Raw genomic sequence first — 17,015 nt, 5'->3', positions numbered from 1 at the left:
GGAGAGTGTGAAGAAGTGGATTTCAGAATTATTAAATCACCTTCTGAGAGCACAAAAAATATTCTTAGAAGAAGAATGGGGACAGGTTGTAAAACTGATTTAGATAATATTGGTGCAATAGGATTAGTACAAGGAAAACTTATAGATATGATTTATGCATCAGATATTGCAGATAAAGCAGTTGATGTTACAGTTGAGGATATTAAAGGAAATTGCCCTCAACATATGATACTACTTGCTATATTTGGAGATATATCATCAGTAGAATCTGCCATTAACGAAATAAAGCTCAAGTTGAAAGAGGGAAAGATAATATGATTACAGCTAAACTAATAGACAATGTATGGGCTACTAGAAAGGCCGAATCATTAAATGGATTAAAATTTATGCTTGCTGAGGTAATAGGTGGTACAGAAGCAGGTAGAAGGTTAATAGTAGTGGATATAATTAGTGCAGGTATTGGTGACAGAGTTATTGTAAGCACTGGTTCCGCAGCACGTAGAATGCTTGGTGATGATAATATTCCGGTAGATGCAGTAGTTGTGGGCATCATTGATGATGACTGTGATTTTATATAAATTTCAGTTATACATTGAAAGGAAGTGAGTAAATGAAAAAGTTAATATGTGTAAAAGAGATGGAAGAGTTCATAAAAACAGGAAAAACAAAATTTTATGTTACCAGTGATATGATTATAACTCCATCTGCAAAAGATCTGGCAAAAAATAAGAGCATAGAATTAACAACAGAAAGCCAAGGGTGTGAATTAAAATCAAATATTAATTTAAATTTATCAGATAGTGATTTAGATTCTGAAGCCATGTTAAAGTTGTTTAAAGCTATGATGAATAAAGGCCTTTTACAAGAAGTTCTTAAATGTTTAAAGGGAGAGAATCTTCCATATGAATCAGAATGCGATGTCAATGGTCTTAAAATAGTTAGAGGTAACACAGTAAAGTTGGATGTGTTTGATACAGGGAATCCAGATGCAAATGCTCATTATCAAGAATTAGTAAGTAAAGAAGAATCAAAAATGAGTGCTGGTTTTTTAGTAATTGAAAAATCAAGATTTGATTGGGAACTAACTTATGAAGAGATTGATTATGTAATTGAAGGGACATTAACTGTTGAACTAAATGGTAAAACATATACTGCCCATGAGGGAGATGTGTTATTTGTACCTTCAGGATCTAAAGTAGTTTGGGGTTCACCTGACAAAGCAAAAATATTCTATGCAACATATCCTGCAAACTGGGCTGATCTTTTATAGTGGCATTAAAAGGAGGACTAATCTATGCAGGCATTAGGTTTACTAGAAACAAAGGGATTAATTGCAGCTGTTGAGGGTGCCGATATTATGGTAAAGGCAGCAGATGTAAGTATCCTTGAAAAATCATATGTAGGTGGTGGATTAGTTACAATTACCATAACAGGAGATGTTGGAGCTGTAAAAGCTTCCATAGAGGCTGGTATTGCTGCTGTAAAGAAATTAGGTAGTGAATTCTTAATTTCAAATCATGTAATTCCTAGACCTCATAATGAATTAGGTATGATAATTGAAACTAAAACAATACAAGAGAGAGAAGAAACAAAAGAAGATAGTACTACTGATACAGATATTATTAAGAATGATACTCCTTTAGAAGATAATACAGAAAGTATCACAACTGTTATATCAGAAGAAAGCGAATTAGTAGACGATGAAAATTTAATTATAGTTAATGATATTAGTAAATTTCATAAAGAAGATGTAGATAAGCTTGTACAAGAAAATGGGTTAGAAGAAACCATTGCTACTTTAGGAAAACTTAAGGTTACGAAGCTAAGAAACTTAGCACGTGAGTATAACAAGTTTGAAATAGTAGGAAGACAAATTTCTAAAGCAAACAAAAACGTCTTGATTGAGAAGTTTAAATTATACTATGAAAAGAAATAACATTTGAGTCTGAAATAAGGAGGAAGAAAAATGCAAAATTTTGATAAGGATTTATGTTCTATACAAGAAGCAAGAGATTTAGCTAGACTTGGGAAAGCAGCTACTGACATTATTGCAGATTATACAGAAGAACAAATTAATAAAATAATATGTAATATGGTTAGGGTAGCTGAGGAAAATGCGGCATGCTTAGCACAGATGGCTGTTGAAGAGACTGGTTTTGGTAAAGTTGAAGACAAGACATTTAAGAATCATTTAGCATCTGGAGTTTTATACGATTCAATTAAAGATATGAAGACTATAGGTGTAATAAATGAAGATAACGTCAATAAAATAATTGAAGTTGCTGAACCAGTTGGACTAGTAATGGGAATTGTTCCTTCAACTAATCCAACATCAACAACAATATTTAAATCAATAATAGCTATAAAATCACGTAATGCTATAGTATTTTCACCACATCCATCAGCTGCAAAATGTACTATAAAGGCAGCTCAATTAATGCATGATGCTGCAGTAGAGGCAGGTGCACCAAAGAATATTGTTGGGTGCATAACTAAGCCATCTCTAGGAGCAACTAATGAATTAATGAAGAGTAAGGAAGTGTCATTAATTATAGCAACAGGTGGTCCTGCAATGGTTAAGGCAGCATATAGTGCTGGTAAACCAGCTTTAGGAGTAGGTGCAGGTAATTCACCTGCTTATATAGAAAGAACTGCAAATGTTCAACAAGCTGTAAGAAACATTATGGCAAGTAAGACTTTTGATAATGGTACAATATGTGCTTCAGAACAATCTATAATTTGTGAAGAATGTAATCATGACTTAGTTGTAGAAGAGTTTAAAAAGCAAGGTGCTTACTTCATGACAGATGAAGAAACTGAAAAAGTTTGTAGACTACTGTTCAAAAATGGACATGCAATGAATGCTAAATTTGTTGGTAGATCCCCACAAGTAATAGCTAATGCAGCTGGAATAAGTATTCCACAAGGAACAAAAGTACTTATTGGTGAACAAAAGGGTGTTGGAGAAGGATATCCTCTATCATTTGAAAAATTAACAACAGTTCTTGGGTTCTATACAGTTAAAGATGATCAAGAAGCATGTGAATTAAGCATTAAGTTGCTTCAAAACGGAATTGGTCATACTATGAGTCTTCATACTGAAGATAGAAATATAGTGATGAAGTTTGCTAGAAAACCAGCATCACGTATTTTGGTTAACACTGGAGGTACACAAGGTGGAACAGGTGCAAGTACAGGACTTATGCCATCATTTACATTAGGATGTGGAACATGGGGTGGAAGCTCAGTTTCTGAGAATGTAACTCCAAGACACTTAATTAATGTTAAGAGAGTAGCTTATGGATTAAAGGATTGTGCAACATTAGCATCAACAGATCCAACATTTAATTGTATAAAGACTGAAGAAAATTGCCATTCAGTGAACAATCAAAGTTTAAATATGAGTCCAGCAGAAATTTTTGCTGCAGCGCAAAGACTATCTAATAATGAATGCAATACAGAAAAATGTAAAGCTGCAAATGATACTGAGAATAATGAAGAAATAAGAAATTTAGTTAATCAAATCGTTGCCGCTATGAAAGGGGCAAAATAGATGGATAAATACGAGGCTGTATTAAAGCTTTTAGTTGAAGCTATACAGAATAACCAAGGAAAAGAAGTAATAGAGCCTAAGGCATTTGAGATACCTGTTGGAGTATCTAATAGACATGCTCACTTATCTCAAGAAGACTTAGATATGTTATTTGGTAAAGGATATAAGTTAACTAAAATTAAAGATTTATCTCAACCAGGTCAATATGCTTGCAAAGAAACTATTACTATTTGTGGCCCTAAAGGAGCTATAGAGAAAGTTAGGATTCTTGGACCAATAAGGAGCAAAACACAAGTAGAAGTTTTAGCAGGAGATTGTGTTAAGTTAGGAACAGCTGCTTATCCAAGATTATCTGGAGACCTAGCAAATACTCCTGGAGTAACCTTAGTAGGACCAAAGGGAGCAACACAAATTAAAGAGGGATTAATAGTAGCTCAAAGACATATACACATGACTCCATGCGATGCAAGAGAACTAGGAGTTCATGATGGCGAAATTGTATCAATAAAGTTTGACACAATAAGAGGTGGAATTTTCAATAATGTAGCAATAAGAGCCAATGATGCTTCAAAGCTTGAGTGTCACTTGGATATTGAAGAAGTAAATGCTATGGGAATTAATTCTAAATCAAAGGTTGAAATTGTTAAACATTAGTAGATTATAATAAAAAAATTATAATAAATAAATTTATTAATATTTTAGGAGGATTTAAAAATGAAATATGATGCATTAGGAATGATTGAAACAAAAGGATTAGTAGGATCAATAGAAGCAGCAGATGCAATGGTTAAGGCTGCAAACGTATATTTAATAGGAAAAGAATATGTTGGTGGAGGATTAGTAACTGTAATGGTTAGAGGAGATGTTGGAGCTGTTAAGGCTGCTACAGATGCAGGTGCAGCTGCAGCACAACGTGTTGGAGAATTAATTTCAGTACATGTAATTCCAAGACCACATGTGGAAGTAGAAGTAATATTACCTGCTTCAAAAGAAGCAAAATAATATTATTGTAAGATAAGAGCCATGCTAGTAAACTAGTGTGGCTTTTTTATATTTAGAATTAAAGGGATTTATTTTTAATTATAGAATTAATTAAAAATAAGGGGTGATTATTAATATGGTAGAGAAGAGAAATTAAAAAAATTGGTAGATTAATTTTATTGGAGATTTAAAATTTGGTTTTCTCCTCACGAGGAAACAAGGTTTATCATAAGATGTAGAAGAATAAGCGCATATTATGCTATCTACTTAATATCATTATTTTTTATTGAATGTTTATTTGGTATAGAAACAAGTCTAACAGGTGTTTGTTCAAGGATAGCAGCTGTTGAAACTGAACATCAATTTACTAGATTTACAGTATATGCTACTGGTTTTAATAATAAACGTGAAATAAAGTTTTTTGTTAAAGCAAATTATTTATCTATAACAGAGGGGGAGGTTATCACTGTAGTTCATGGGGTGTTTTCAAAAAGAGTAATATATGTTAAAGGACATAGTTTAAATATTATATAAAGGAAGGTGTATCATGAGTTCCATAACATATTCATTGAAAGGGGGACAAGCTGCTTCAAATAACTATTACGGAAAAGCTGAAAGGTTAAGCAAGAAAGTAATTTTAGATGTTTTTCAAAATGGAAAGGAATATCTACAAGACTTTATGGAGTATATAGTGAAAAACAAAGTAGAAGCTTTAAGGACTAAAGAGGAATATGCAGTAGAATTATTATTTATTGGTGTAATTCTTATGGAGTATAGTGAATATGCCTATGGTTTCAATCCTAAGTGGAGTGGAATTTTTAAATGGTTAAATTCCTTAAGGGATAAAGAAAGAATAAAAGAAAAAGTAGATATTATAAAAGGTAGAGCAATACTTAAGAATTTATTAAAAAAGAAAAAAATTAAAGAATTAGATTTAGATTTATTTAAGAAGATCCTATCTTGGTTGGAATGTACAGGTGATTTTAAAGAAGAAGTCTTTAGGCTTAACATATGGATGGATTTTTTATGTGAAAAAGATTCTAATTATGTAGGAAAAGTTTTAATGTTTGCTTTAAAGGAAGGGGAATATCTTCTAAAGGAAGGTCAGTATTATTTAGGAGAGTATATATCAGGTGTAAAGAGTTATTTAAGTACATATGAATTAATACATATAAACAAAGAGGATATAATTTATTGTGGCAAGGGAGAAATACAGTACATTTTTAATATGGTTTGCGCTGAAATATTAAATAAGGTATATAAAGAAAAATTTTTAAGATGTGAAGAAAAAATTGTCTTTGCACCAGCTTGCATGAAACAAACTTTAAAGCCATGCCCTAGTTCAAAAGAAAAACTTGGAGATGTATGTAAAAGATGCTCAAAAGAATGCAATATAAATAAGTTAACAACCTTAGGAAAAAGTTTAGATTTTAAGGTATATGTTATATCACATGAAACAAATTTATTAAATGCAAAAAGAGAAAAAAATGATAAGATAGGAATAATAGGAATAGCTTGTGTGCTAAATTTAATCTCTGGAGGATGGAAGGCATTAAGGTTAGGATTTATTCCTCAGTGTGTTATCTTAGAGGAGTGTGGCTGTAATAATCACTGGCTTAAAGAAAGCAAAATGACAGCTATAAATGAAAAAAGATTAAGTTATATACTTAAAGGATAAAGGAATAAATAAATGGACATCCTATCCTTAGGGAGGGATTAAATTATGAATGATAAGAATGTGTATAACAAAGAAATTCAAGATGTGGTTAAGACGGAACTTAGAATGGATGAGGTACATGAAAACTTAAAGCCAACAGATCCAGATAAGGTTCAAAAAGATGCAATTAAAATAGGAACTATCTAGTCAAAAATACCTATGGAGGAATTCTATAGGTATTTTTTTATGTCTTGAATAATATAATTAACAGTATATTAATAAAATATTCAGAATTTTGTGTTAAAATTAGTAATATAAAGTAGAAATAGAGAAAAAAGGAGGAAAGATTATGGAAACAAAATTTTTAATTTGCAAACATTGTGGTAATATCGTTGAAGTAATAAGAGAATCAGGAGTATCTATAGTTTGTTGTGGTGAAAAGATGAGTGAGTTAAAGGCTAACACAACAGATGGTGCAGTAGAAAAACATGTTCCTGTTGTCAATATTGATGGTAATAAAGTAGAGGTAGTTGTAGGAAGCACTTTACATCCAATGGTGGAAGCTCATTATATACAATGGATATATCTAAAAACTGATAAGGGTGTTCAAAAGAAATATTTATCACCAAGTGATGAACCAAAAGCAGAGTTTGTTATAGGTGATGATGAAAAAGTAATTGAAGCATATGAATACTGTAATTTACATGGTCTTTGGAAAAAAGAAATTTAAATAATTAACGAGGTGATTTTAATGAAGGATTTAAAAGGTACAAAAACAGAAGCTAATTTAATGGAAGCCTTTGCAGGCGAATCAATGGCAACTAATAAGTATATGTATTATGCATCTAAAGCTAAGAAAGATGGTTATGTTCAAATAGCATCTATTTTTGAAGAAACTGCAAAAAATGAAAAGGAACATGCAAAGCTTTGGTTTAAGTTATTACATGATGGAATTGGACAAACTACTACTAATTTAAGTGATGCAGCTGATGGAGAAAACTACGAATGGACAGACATGTATGATAAATTTGCTAAAGAAGCAAGAGAAGAAGGCTTTGAACATATAGCTAAGCTTTTTGAAGGCGTTGCTGCAATTGAAAAGGAACATGAAGAAAGATATAGAAAGCTTTTAGCTAATATAGAAGGAGATTTAGTATTCTCTAAGGATGAAGATGTAATTTGGCAATGCTCAAATTGTGGACATATCTGTATTGGGAAGAAGGCTCCAGATGTATGCCCAGTATGTGCTCATCCACAATCATATTTCCAAGTAAAAGCAGAAAATTATTAATATAAATAATTAATGGAGGGGAGTTGCAAAGCAATTCCTCTTTTTTTGATGTCTAGGAAAGTATAAAATTTCAATTGACTATAACTCAAAGGTATTATTATAATTTCATATTAAAAAAATATAAAATCAAGGATAGTAATTTTATAATTTCCTTACCTTTAGTACACGTGGGGTGGATATTTGTTTCCATGTGACTTGGAGCTTGCGACGGAACAAGGGAAATAAATATCCACTCCACCTTTTTTGTGGTAAAATATAGTCAAAAATAATAAAAAGTGGGGATTGATATGAAAAAGCTAAAAGGGGTAATAATATCAGTTTTAATTAGTATTTTTATCATTAACATTGTAGAAGTAAGGCCCAAAGCAGAAGATGAAGGATATTATATAAAAAATATGCAAGTGGATGTGGAGGTTAATGATAAGAGACAGTTTTTTATAACAGAAACAATAGATGTTTACTTTAATGAAGACAGACATGGCATTAAAAGAGATATAACTACTTCATCAGGTACAGAGGAATGTAGTATTTCAGATATTTCTGTAATAGGGGCACCCTATGAATCAACTAAGGAATCAGGGAATGTAAGTTTAAAAATAGGTGATGAAGATGAAACTATAGATGGAGACAAAAGATATATAATAAAATATACTTTAAATTATTATGATGATGAAGAAGTTGATGGAGACTATATTTATTTAAATCTATTGCCAACTTGGGATACAAGAGTTGAAAGCTTTAGATCAAATATAACGTATCCTAAAGGAGGAAAGCTAGAGAATATTACCTTAACAGATGGGGAATATGGAAGTAAAGAAAATAAGCTTTCTAAATATACAGTTAAAGATAACGAAATTATAATTGAATCTACAAAAGAAATTAAAGAAAATAATGGGATAACTATAAATGCAAGGTTAGAAGAAGGGACATTTAAAAATGTAAAAGAAAGAAAATATCCTTTCAATATAAATAATGAAATAGTTAATATTAAGATTACAAAAGAAAAGGAATACTTGGTAGAAAGAGAATTTGAAATAAAGGTTACATCACAAAACTATGATTTTGGATCAAATGAAATAAAGCTATGGGATGATAATAAATATAATAAGATAAGTGAATTAAGCTGTGATAATTCCCAATTTAAAGTGTCAGAAAAATACTCTTCAATTTATGTTCCTAAAGAAGTTGGAGTATATAAGGTTAAGGTATCTTATAAGGTTAGGCCAAGACTTGCAGATGATATCTATTTAGGTTTAAAGAGTAATAATTACGAAGGTAAGGTTGATAATCTTATTGTAAATGTAGAATCAGAGGTTCCTATAGAAAATGCTTTGGTAAACTTTTTAGATAGAGGCATTGGTAGTAATAAGGATAGATATACCCTAGCTAGAGAGAATAATAAGGTTACATTTAATAATACAAATACTATTCATCCAAGAGAAAAGGTATTTATATCAATAGACTGTGATAATAGTTTATTTACAAGAGAGATGGATAAGTCAGAAATAAAAACTATTATTTTATCATTTATAGTAGTAATAATTTCAGGAATTTTATTTTTAGTATTTAAAGAAAAAAGGAGATACGAACTAGAGTTAGAGTTTTATCCTCCAGATGGAATGAATAGTGCAGAATTGGCTTATGCCTATAAAAATAGTTGTACACCTAAGGATATTACTTCATTAATTTATCTTTGGGCAAGTGAAGGTCATTTAGAAATCAATTTTGATGAGAATAATGAGTTTAAATTGATAAAAATCAGTGAACTAGATAGTGAGCATAAAAAGTATGAACATACTTTGTTTAAAGGGCTATTTAAGAAAAGTAATGAGGTAACAGAAGCTAAGCTAAGGAATGGAGAGTTAGAAAATAAAATCTCCTCAGCTATTAATTCAGTTCAATCAGTATTTAAAGGTAAAAGAAAGAAGCTAACAGATGCAAAATCAAGAAAGATTTCAGTGTTGTTATTATTCATATCATTTATTCCAATGGTATTGTTCTATATCTCTGCCAAGTATACAAGCAATTTAACTAATGGAGATGTAATTGGATTATCTTTAATATCAGCTGGAATAATAAGTATTGTGTATATTATAATTTATGCTTTAAACGTAAATAATTTAAATAGAATTGTTACTAATAAAGCTAAATTAGGATTTTTTATTGCTTTATTTATATATTTATTATCAGCCTTTATTATAGTATTAATCTTTAAGATAGGATCCTATGCTATAACTGATATTGTAGTAGCTATATGTATTTTTTCAATAATTATTATGGCAGGACTTTTACCAAAGAGAAGTGAATATGGAAGAAAGATATTAGAAAAAATATTAGGATTCAGAAAATTTTTAGAAACAGCAGAAAAAGAAAGGTTAGAAGCCTTACTAGAAGAAAATCCAAATTATTTTTATAATATACTTCCTTATGCTCAAGTACTAAATATAACAGATAAATGGGCTGATAAATTTGAGGGCATAGAAGTAGATAAATCACCATATTATACAGGGTATACAGATTTAAATAGCTATAGTATGCTTAGGATAATTAGTACTAATATGAATTCAGTATCTGATACTGTGGGATCTCATAATACAAGTTCTTCTGATGGAGGTTTCTCAGGAGGAGGAACTGGTGGTGGAAGTGGATCAAGCTGGTAGGCTATAGGATTTAACCTCAATATTACAATTAGTTTACAAAGATGTAATTTGATTTAACAATGCTATGTTATCATAAGGTTGTAGCAAGCAATTGATAAAATTTCTTTGGTTTCGTGTTTCATCCCACTTAAAAAAGCGTCGCAAAAAATGCGACGCTTTTTTCTATTTATTTTTACAATCTACTTCTTTAATTTTTATGTTTTTAGGTAGTATAACCTTAATGTCTTTAATAGTAGATTTACTATCTTCTACATTTATCTTACAAGATACAAGGTCAGTCTTAGTTGTTACTTCCATTTCATATGCTCCATTTTTAGGATTCCTTTTTAATAATAAGTTGACCATTTCTGAGTATTCAATATAGTTATTTTTAAAAACTAAGTAAGTATCAAAAAAGTAAAGTTCTTTAATACTTAATCTTATTAGTAGTCCAACTACAATAGTAATTATAACCATTGCTCCAGTAATTATAGGACTGTACCCAGAATTTCTAAAATAGAAAGCAAATATTATTGTTGCTAGGATTAAACCAAATAAAGGAGCGTAAGAAGTTATTGAACTAGTTTTTACTCTATATTTAATATTTGATTTGTTTTTCCATACAGTTTTATAATGAACAGAATATAAAGAGCTTATGTAGTATCCTAGTGTCATTAAAAAAACAATTCCAAGTAATATTATTATAAATGAATTCATATGCCATCCCTCCATAATGATAAATAGTCAATGTAGAACATTATACTACTATAAATAATGTAGTCAACTATGTTAAAGGATTTGGTAAAATAGAGGTTTATAGGTCACCCCCAATGTATAGTGTTAGTTTTAGGGGTACCACAATATATAGTGAAAAATTCTTATCATAACCCGATATTTTGTGCAAATGATGATATAGTGCAATAATTAGCAAAAATAATAGAAAAACGAAGAAAGATGAAAATAGTTATAAATATCTATTAATTTAATTTCTGAAAACTATTTTTTTATAAGTTATAATAGCTTTAGTTGATTTGAAAAAATAAACATATTAAACCATAAGAGGTAATTTATTGTAAGGGGAATGTACATGGAAGTAATAAAAAGAGATGGAAGCATAGTTGAATTCAACAAACACAAGATTAGAGAGGCTATTTTAAAGGCTATGAAACATGGAAGTGGTATTTATTTACCAGATATAGCAAAATTAATAGCAAATGATGCAGAGAATTATTTTAAGGATGAAAATGAAACTCCAACAATTTATAAAATTGAATCTTATGTTTATGAAAGACTAGTGCATTATGGTCAATCAATAACAGCTAAATCATATGAGGGATATAGAGCTGTTCAATCATTTAAGAGAAATATTAATACAACAGATGAAAGTATATTAGGGTTAATTCAAAAGACAAATGAGGATGTACTAAAGGAAAATTCAAATAAGAATTCTGTAATAGCTGCAACTCAAAGAGATTTAATTGCAGGAGAAGTGTCTAAGGATATATCAAGAAGAAGATTAATTCCACCACATTTAGTGCAAGCTCATGATGAAGGTGCAATTCACTGGCATGATATGGATTATACTCTATCACCAATATTCAATTGTTGTCTTATAAATCTTGAGGACATGCTAAACAATGGTACAGTTATAAATGATAAATTAGTAGAATCACCAAAATCCTTTGGTACAGCTTGTACAGTGACTACACAAATTATTGCTCAAGTTGCATCTAACCAATATGGTGGTCAAAGTATAACAATTAAGCATTTAGCTAAGTTCTTAAGAGTTACATATGACAAGTATTATAAATTCTATATGGAAAAATATAATAATGAAGAATTAGCAATAGATTTAGCTAATGACATGAAGATGAAAGACTTGAGGGATGGAGTACAAACTATAAGATATCAGCTTTCAACTCTTCAAACAACTAACGGACAAGCGCCATTTAGTACAATTTACCTTGAAATTGAAGAAGGTAATGAATATGAAGAGGAAATGGCATTAATATGTGAAGAAATGATTAAACAAAGACTTGAAGGTATGAAGAACTATAAGGGACAAGAAATAGGTGAAGCCTTCCCTAAATTAGTATACCTTTTAGATGAGCATAACTGCCTAGAAGGTGGAAAGTATGATTACATAACTAAGCTTGCTGCGGAATGTACTGCAAAGAGATTGGTACCTGATTATCAATCAGCTAAGATTATGAGAATGAACTATGAAGGAAATACATTCCCACCAATGGGATGTAGATCTCATTTAAGTCCTTGGAAGGATTCAAATGGAGATTATAAGTGGTATGGAAGATTCAATCAAGGTGTTATAAGCCTTAACCTTCCACAAATAGGTATTATTGCAAATGGTGATATGGAGTTATTCTGGGAACTTTTAGACCAAAGATTGGCTTTATGTAAGGAAGCATTAATAACAAGACATAATATGTTATTAGGTACAGTTTCAGATGTTTCGCCAATTCACTGGCAACATGGTGCAATTGCTAGACTTGAGAAGGGTGAAGCTATAGACAAGCTTCTTAATGAAGGATATTCAACATTATCCCTTGGATATGTAGGAGTACATGAAATGGTTCAATCAATGCTAGGGGTAAGCCATACAACTCAAGAAGGAGAGAAGTTTGCACTTGAAGTTATGAATCATATGAAGGATGCATGTGATGAGTGGAAGAAGGAAACAGGATTAGGTTTTGGTTTATATGGAACACCAGCAGAAAACTTAATTTATAGATTCTGTAGATTAGATAAAGCTAGATTTGGAGAAATAAAGAACGTAACAGACAGACTTTATTATACAAACTCATATCATGTTCATGTATGTGAGGAAATAGATGCTTTCTCTAAGCTTAAGTTTGAATCTCAATTCCATGGTATTAGTTTAGGTGGTTGTATTTCATATGTTGAAGTGCCTGATTTAACAAGAAATGTAGAAGCTGTAGAAAGCCTAATTAACTTCATTTATCACAATATTCAATATGCAGAAATCAATACAAAACCTGATATATGCTATAGTTGTGGATATACAGGAGAAATTAAGTTAGATGAAAACTTAGAATGGTACTGTCCATCATGTGGTAATAGAGAAGAAAGCGAAATGCAAGTAATGAGAAGAACTTGTGGGTTAACAATATAGGCTCACGTTAAATTACCGAAACTGCGGGGACATCCTTAGAGCTTAATGCTACCAAGTAATATTAGAAATAGTATTATGGCTAAGAGTAATTGCTTAGGTATGGTAAAAAGGCATTAGGATTGGACAATCCGCAACCAAGCTCCTAAAAATATGGAGAAGGCTCAACGACTATAATGGTAATACATGTGTAATGAACATATTGTAAAGGGATAGTCTAGTCCGACCTTATATAAGGTGTTAAAGTATTGGGAAACCAACGGTGGTACGATATAGGAACAAATTTCTGGAATAAAGGAAGAACGGCTGAAATAGGAGATAGAGTACTTCATTTATAAGAAGGTGTTTTCATGAGATATGCAAAAATAAGAAAATTTGATGTAGCAAATGGACCAGATATAAGAACAACTCTCTTTGTTACAGGATGTACAAATAACTGTGAAGGATGTTTTAACAAAGATCTTCAAGATTTTAATAGTGGAGAACTTTGGACAAAAGAGATAGAAGATGAATTTTTATCCTATGTTAAAAATCCTAATATTAAGGGAGTAAATATTCTAGGTGGAGAGCCAATGGAACAAACTATGGATGATTCTTTAGTAAATCTTTTAAAAAGAGTTAAAGAAGAAACAGGGAAAGATATTTGGCTTTGGTCAGGTTATATTTATGAAAATATAATTAATGATGAAAAGAAGAGAAGAATTCTTCAACAAGTTGATGTTCTTATTGATGGACGCTTTCAGCTAGAAAATAGGGACATAAAACTAAAATATAGAGGCTCAAGTAATCAAAGAGTTATTGATGTTAAAAAGACTCTTGAAACTGGAGAAATAAGTTTAATAATAAAAAATGAATAGTTGATATTTAAAGGAGAAATTGCTTTGCAGTTTCTCCTTTAAAATTATTTAGGAGTAATCACTGTTTAGTTTTATTTTCATATAATGTTATAATGAGTAATTATAAGAAGGGATAGTATGACTCCTAATAAATTATTAAAGCTATACAATATAAGTGATAGAATACCCTTTGATAGAGAATCTAAAATAGTTGTAATTAGCGATGTTCATAGAGGAGATGGAAGCTATGCTGATTCATTAATAAGCAATAAAAATATATATGTAGCAGCTTTAAATTACTATTATAAAGAAGGATATACACTTATTGAAGCAGGAGATGGAGATGAACTATGGAAAAATAAATGTTATAGAGATATTTCTTATAATTATAGAGATGTTTTTCAAATATTAAATAAATTTAATAAACATGGAAGACTTCATATGCTTTATGGGAACCATGATGGTAAGAAAGCATCTAAAGAATATTTAGAAAAGCAAAAAAGAAAGCTTCATAAAATAGATAGGGCCTTTGGTGAAGACTTAATATATTTATTGGATAAAATTAAATTTAAAGAAAGTATAGTTTTAAGACATGAGCCAAGTAAGAAGGAGATATTCATAACCCATGGGCATCAGCTAGATTTTATGAATTATGAATTTGCACCTGTAAGCAAGTTTTTAGTAAGGCACCTTTGGAGATACATGGAAGGTATTGCAGGGTTTAAAGCTCCAACTAGTCCAGCTAATAACTATAAAAAAGGTGGTAAAGTAGATAAGAAATTAGCTGAGTGGAGCAAAGAATATAATAAATTTATTATTTGTGGACATACTCATGAAAGTAGGTTTCCTAAGTTAGGAAAAGGCTTGTATTTTAATGATGGATGTTGCGTTTTACCCTATTCTATAAGTACAATAGAAATTAGTAGTGGACTTATAGCATTAGTTAAATGGATAATAGATGTTAGAGATGATAACACCTTATACATAAGAAGAAATATTTTAGGTGGTCCAGAAAGGGTGGATGAATATCTAAAGTATGTAAAAGAGTAAAGAAAAAAGGGGAAATAGCTATGAAGTATATTGATTTACATTGTGATACAGCTGGTAGAATGTTATATGAAAATGGTGGACTAAAAAGTAATAGTTTTAAAATTGATATTGAAAAGATGAAAAAGGGCGGAGCTTTAGCTCAAGTATTTGCATTTTTTATAGATATAGGAGAAGTTAAAAATCCATTTTTAGAGTTTCAAATTATGCATAGAAATCTAGAAAAAGAGTTGGATAAAAATAAAAAGGATATAACTTTAGTTAGGAATGTAGAGGAATTATCAAAGGCTGAAAAGGATAAAAAGATAGGAGCATTTCTTTCCATAGAAGAGGGAGAAACCCTTGAAGGGAACATAGATAATATTCAAAAGGTTTATGATTATGGAGTTAGATTTATTACCTTAACATGGAATTATAAAAATAGTCTAGGATACCCTAACTATGAATTTTTATATAAGGATAAGGGACTTACACCTAAAGGTATAGAAATGGTGGAAGAGATGGAGAGATTAGGAATAGTTCCTGATGCATCACACCTTTCAGATAAGGGATTCTATGATTTGGTGGAAAAATGCAAGAAACCATTTATAGTAACACATTCAAATAGCAGAAGTATAAAAAGGCACCCAAGAAATTTAACTGACGATATGATTAAAAAGTTATCAGAAAAAGGTGGAATTATGGGAATTAACTTCTGTGCAGACTTTGTAGGTTATGAAAAAGTTACTCAAATAAAGGACTTGGTTTCACATATTAAGCACATAAAAAATGTTGGTGGAATAGATGTTATATCATTAGGTAGTGATTTTGATGGTATAGGAAATGAAGTGGAAGTTAAAGATGCTTCTGAAATGGGAAAATTAGCACAAGCCTTAGAAAAAGAAGGTTTTACAATAGATGAAATAGAAAAAATATACTATAAAAATGCATTATCATTTTTAATAGATACATTAAAGTAAGGATAGGTAAAGAAAGATGTCAAAGTTATTAGGTAAGGTAGCCATTATTACTGGTGCCTCAAGAGGAATAGGAAGAGCTATAGCTATTGAATTAGGAAAAGAGGGAGCTAGCGTTGTAATTAATTATTCTAAGGATGAAGAGGGTGCAAAGGAAACTCTAGAAGCTTTAAGAGAGCTAGGGGTAGTAGCATATGCTATAAAGAGGGATGTTTCTTCTTTTGAAGGAGCAGAGGAGATAATTAATAAAACTTTAGAGCATTTTGGTAAAGTTGATATAGTTGTAAATAATGCAGCAAGAAGTACATTAGGATTATTTATGGATGCAACAAGGGAAGATATTGAAGGGTTAATTAGCACAAATCTTTTAGGAGCAATGTATCTTACAAAGTTAGCAATACCTCATATGCTTGGAAAAGGTGGAGCAGTTTTAAATATTTCTTCTATGTGGGGAGAAGTAGGAGCTTCCTGTGAGGTTTTATATTCTACATCAAAGGGTGGATTAAACTTATTCACAAAAGCCTTAGCAAAGGAAATGGCTCCATCTAATGTAAGAGTTAATGCTATAGCACCAGGTGTTATAGATACAAAGATGAATTCATTTTTAAGTCAAGAGGAAAGAGAAGAACTAGAAAATGAGATTCCAGTTGGAAGGTTTGGACTACCTGAAGAAATAGGAAAGACAGCAGTATTTTTATGTTCAGATGATTCAAGTTATATTACAGGACAGATACTTAGAGTGGATGGAGGGTATATTTAAAATAACTTTACTTAGGGCAAAGTTATCTTATTAAGAGAGAATAAAGATAATAAAGTGAAGGAAGAACTTTGCCTATGGCAAAGTTCTTTTAAGTGAGTGTTGACTAAGACGCACAATAGCAATTGTATTGATGAATATTCTAAAATG

18 protein-coding genes are annotated in these 17,015 nt (G+C 30.7%); 17 read left to right on the top strand and 1 reads right to left on the bottom strand.

The window, feature by feature from the left end:
- Positions 1–15 precede the first annotated feature (15 nt).
- The 12 genes from G594_RS0107120 to G594_RS0107065 all read left to right on the top strand — a co-directional run bounded on the left by G594_RS0107120 (position 16) and on the right by G594_RS0107065 (position 10,142).
- A complete protein-coding gene (locus G594_RS0107120) occupies positions 16–318 on the top strand; it encodes a BMC domain-containing protein (protein ID WP_027097952.1) in 303 nt (100 codons plus the stop codon).
- Positions 315–578 carry a EutN/CcmL family microcompartment protein gene (locus G594_RS0107115; protein ID WP_027097951.1) on the top strand — a complete coding sequence of 88 codons (264 nt, stop codon included), beginning with the start codon at positions 315–317 and terminating at the stop codon, positions 576–578. Before G594_RS0107120 ends, G594_RS0107115 begins: the two co-directional genes overlap by 4 nt.
- A 32-nt stretch (positions 579–610) precedes the next feature.
- The gene (locus G594_RS0107110) at positions 611–1,270 is read left to right on the top strand and encodes a cupin domain-containing protein (protein WP_027097950.1); all 660 of its coding nucleotides are present in this window, start codon (positions 611–613) and stop codon (positions 1,268–1,270) included.
- A gap of 24 nt (positions 1,271–1,294) precedes the next feature.
- Entirely contained in the window at positions 1,295–1,936 is a 642-nt protein-coding gene (locus G594_RS0107105; RefSeq protein ID WP_027097949.1) for a BMC domain-containing protein, read from the top strand.
- A gap of 30 nt (positions 1,937–1,966) precedes the next feature.
- On the top strand, positions 1,967–3,553 hold the full coding sequence (locus G594_RS0107100) for an acetaldehyde dehydrogenase (acetylating) (RefSeq protein WP_027097948.1): 1,587 nt from the start codon (positions 1,967–1,969) through the stop codon (positions 3,551–3,553).
- A complete protein-coding gene (locus G594_RS0107095; RefSeq protein WP_027097947.1) occupies positions 3,554–4,207 on the top strand; it encodes a phosphate propanoyltransferase in 654 nt (217 codons plus the stop codon). It abuts the gene before it with no gap.
- A gap of 60 nt (positions 4,208–4,267) precedes the next feature.
- Positions 4,268–4,555: an ethanolamine utilization microcompartment protein EutM gene (gene eutM / locus G594_RS0107090; protein ID WP_027097946.1), complete on the top strand. Its 288-nt coding sequence runs from the start codon at positions 4,268–4,270 to the stop codon at positions 4,553–4,555.
- Between the two features lie 526 nt (positions 4,556–5,081).
- On the top strand, positions 5,082–6,212 hold the full coding sequence (locus G594_RS0107085) for a DUF116 domain-containing protein (RefSeq protein WP_027097945.1): 1,131 nt from the start codon (positions 5,082–5,084) through the stop codon (positions 6,210–6,212).
- Between the two features lie 45 nt (positions 6,213–6,257).
- A complete protein-coding gene (locus G594_RS20080; RefSeq protein ID WP_155849292.1) occupies positions 6,258–6,398 on the top strand; it encodes a hypothetical protein in 141 nt (46 codons plus the stop codon).
- Positions 6,399–6,540: 142 nt separating this feature from the next.
- A complete protein-coding gene (locus G594_RS0107075; protein WP_027097944.1) occupies positions 6,541–6,921 on the top strand; it encodes a desulfoferrodoxin family protein in 381 nt (126 codons plus the stop codon).
- Positions 6,922–6,942: 21 nt separating this feature from the next.
- Positions 6,943–7,482, top strand: coding sequence for a rubrerythrin (gene rbr, locus G594_RS0107070; protein WP_027097943.1), 540 nt, complete (start codon positions 6,943–6,945; stop codon positions 7,480–7,482).
- Between the two features lie 287 nt (positions 7,483–7,769).
- Positions 7,770–10,142: a DUF2207 family protein gene (locus G594_RS0107065; protein WP_027097942.1), complete on the top strand. Its 2,373-nt coding sequence runs from the start codon at positions 7,770–7,772 to the stop codon at positions 10,140–10,142.
- Between the two features lie 162 nt (positions 10,143–10,304).
- On the opposite strand, the gene G594_RS0107060 is transcribed toward G594_RS0107065, so the two are convergent.
- The gene (locus tag G594_RS0107060; RefSeq protein WP_027097941.1) at positions 10,305–10,838 is read right to left on the bottom strand and encodes a hypothetical protein; all 534 of its coding nucleotides are present in this window, start codon (positions 10,836–10,838) and stop codon (positions 10,305–10,307) included.
- A gap of 370 nt (positions 10,839–11,208) precedes the next feature.
- Between G594_RS0107060 and nrdD the strand changes: the two genes are divergently transcribed.
- The 5 genes from nrdD (at position 11,209) to ymfI (ending at position 16,868) form a co-directional block, all read left to right on the top strand.
- Positions 11,209–13,272 carry an anaerobic ribonucleoside-triphosphate reductase gene (gene nrdD, locus G594_RS18525; protein ID WP_051195930.1) on the top strand — a complete coding sequence of 688 codons (2,064 nt, stop codon included), beginning with the start codon at positions 11,209–11,211 and terminating at the stop codon, positions 13,270–13,272.
- A gap of 347 nt (positions 13,273–13,619) precedes the next feature.
- Positions 13,620–14,126 (top strand): anaerobic ribonucleoside-triphosphate reductase activating protein, encoded by a 507-nt coding sequence (nrdG, locus tag G594_RS0107050; RefSeq protein ID WP_027097940.1) that lies wholly within the window; start codon positions 13,620–13,622, stop codon positions 14,124–14,126.
- A 117-nt stretch (positions 14,127–14,243) separates the two neighbouring features.
- The gene (locus tag G594_RS0107045; RefSeq protein WP_027097939.1) at positions 14,244–15,155 is read left to right on the top strand and encodes a metallophosphoesterase; all 912 of its coding nucleotides are present in this window, start codon (positions 14,244–14,246) and stop codon (positions 15,153–15,155) included.
- A gap of 20 nt (positions 15,156–15,175) precedes the next feature.
- On the top strand, positions 15,176–16,111 hold the full coding sequence (locus G594_RS0107040) for a dipeptidase (protein ID WP_027097938.1): 936 nt from the start codon (positions 15,176–15,178) through the stop codon (positions 16,109–16,111).
- 16 nt (positions 16,112–16,127) lie between these two features.
- Positions 16,128–16,868 (top strand): elongation factor P 5-aminopentanone reductase, encoded by a 741-nt coding sequence (ymfI, locus tag G594_RS0107035; RefSeq protein ID WP_027097937.1) that lies wholly within the window; start codon positions 16,128–16,130, stop codon positions 16,866–16,868.
- The last annotated feature ends 147 nt before the right edge of the window (positions 16,869–17,015 follow it).

This window comes from Clostridium paraputrificum AGR2156 (assembly GCF_000424025.1).
Lineage (GTDB): Bacteria > Bacillota > Clostridia > Clostridiales > Clostridiaceae > Clostridium > Clostridium paraputrificum.
The sequence above is the reverse complement of the archived record's forward strand: the minus strand, read 5'-3'. Positions and strand labels throughout refer to the sequence as shown.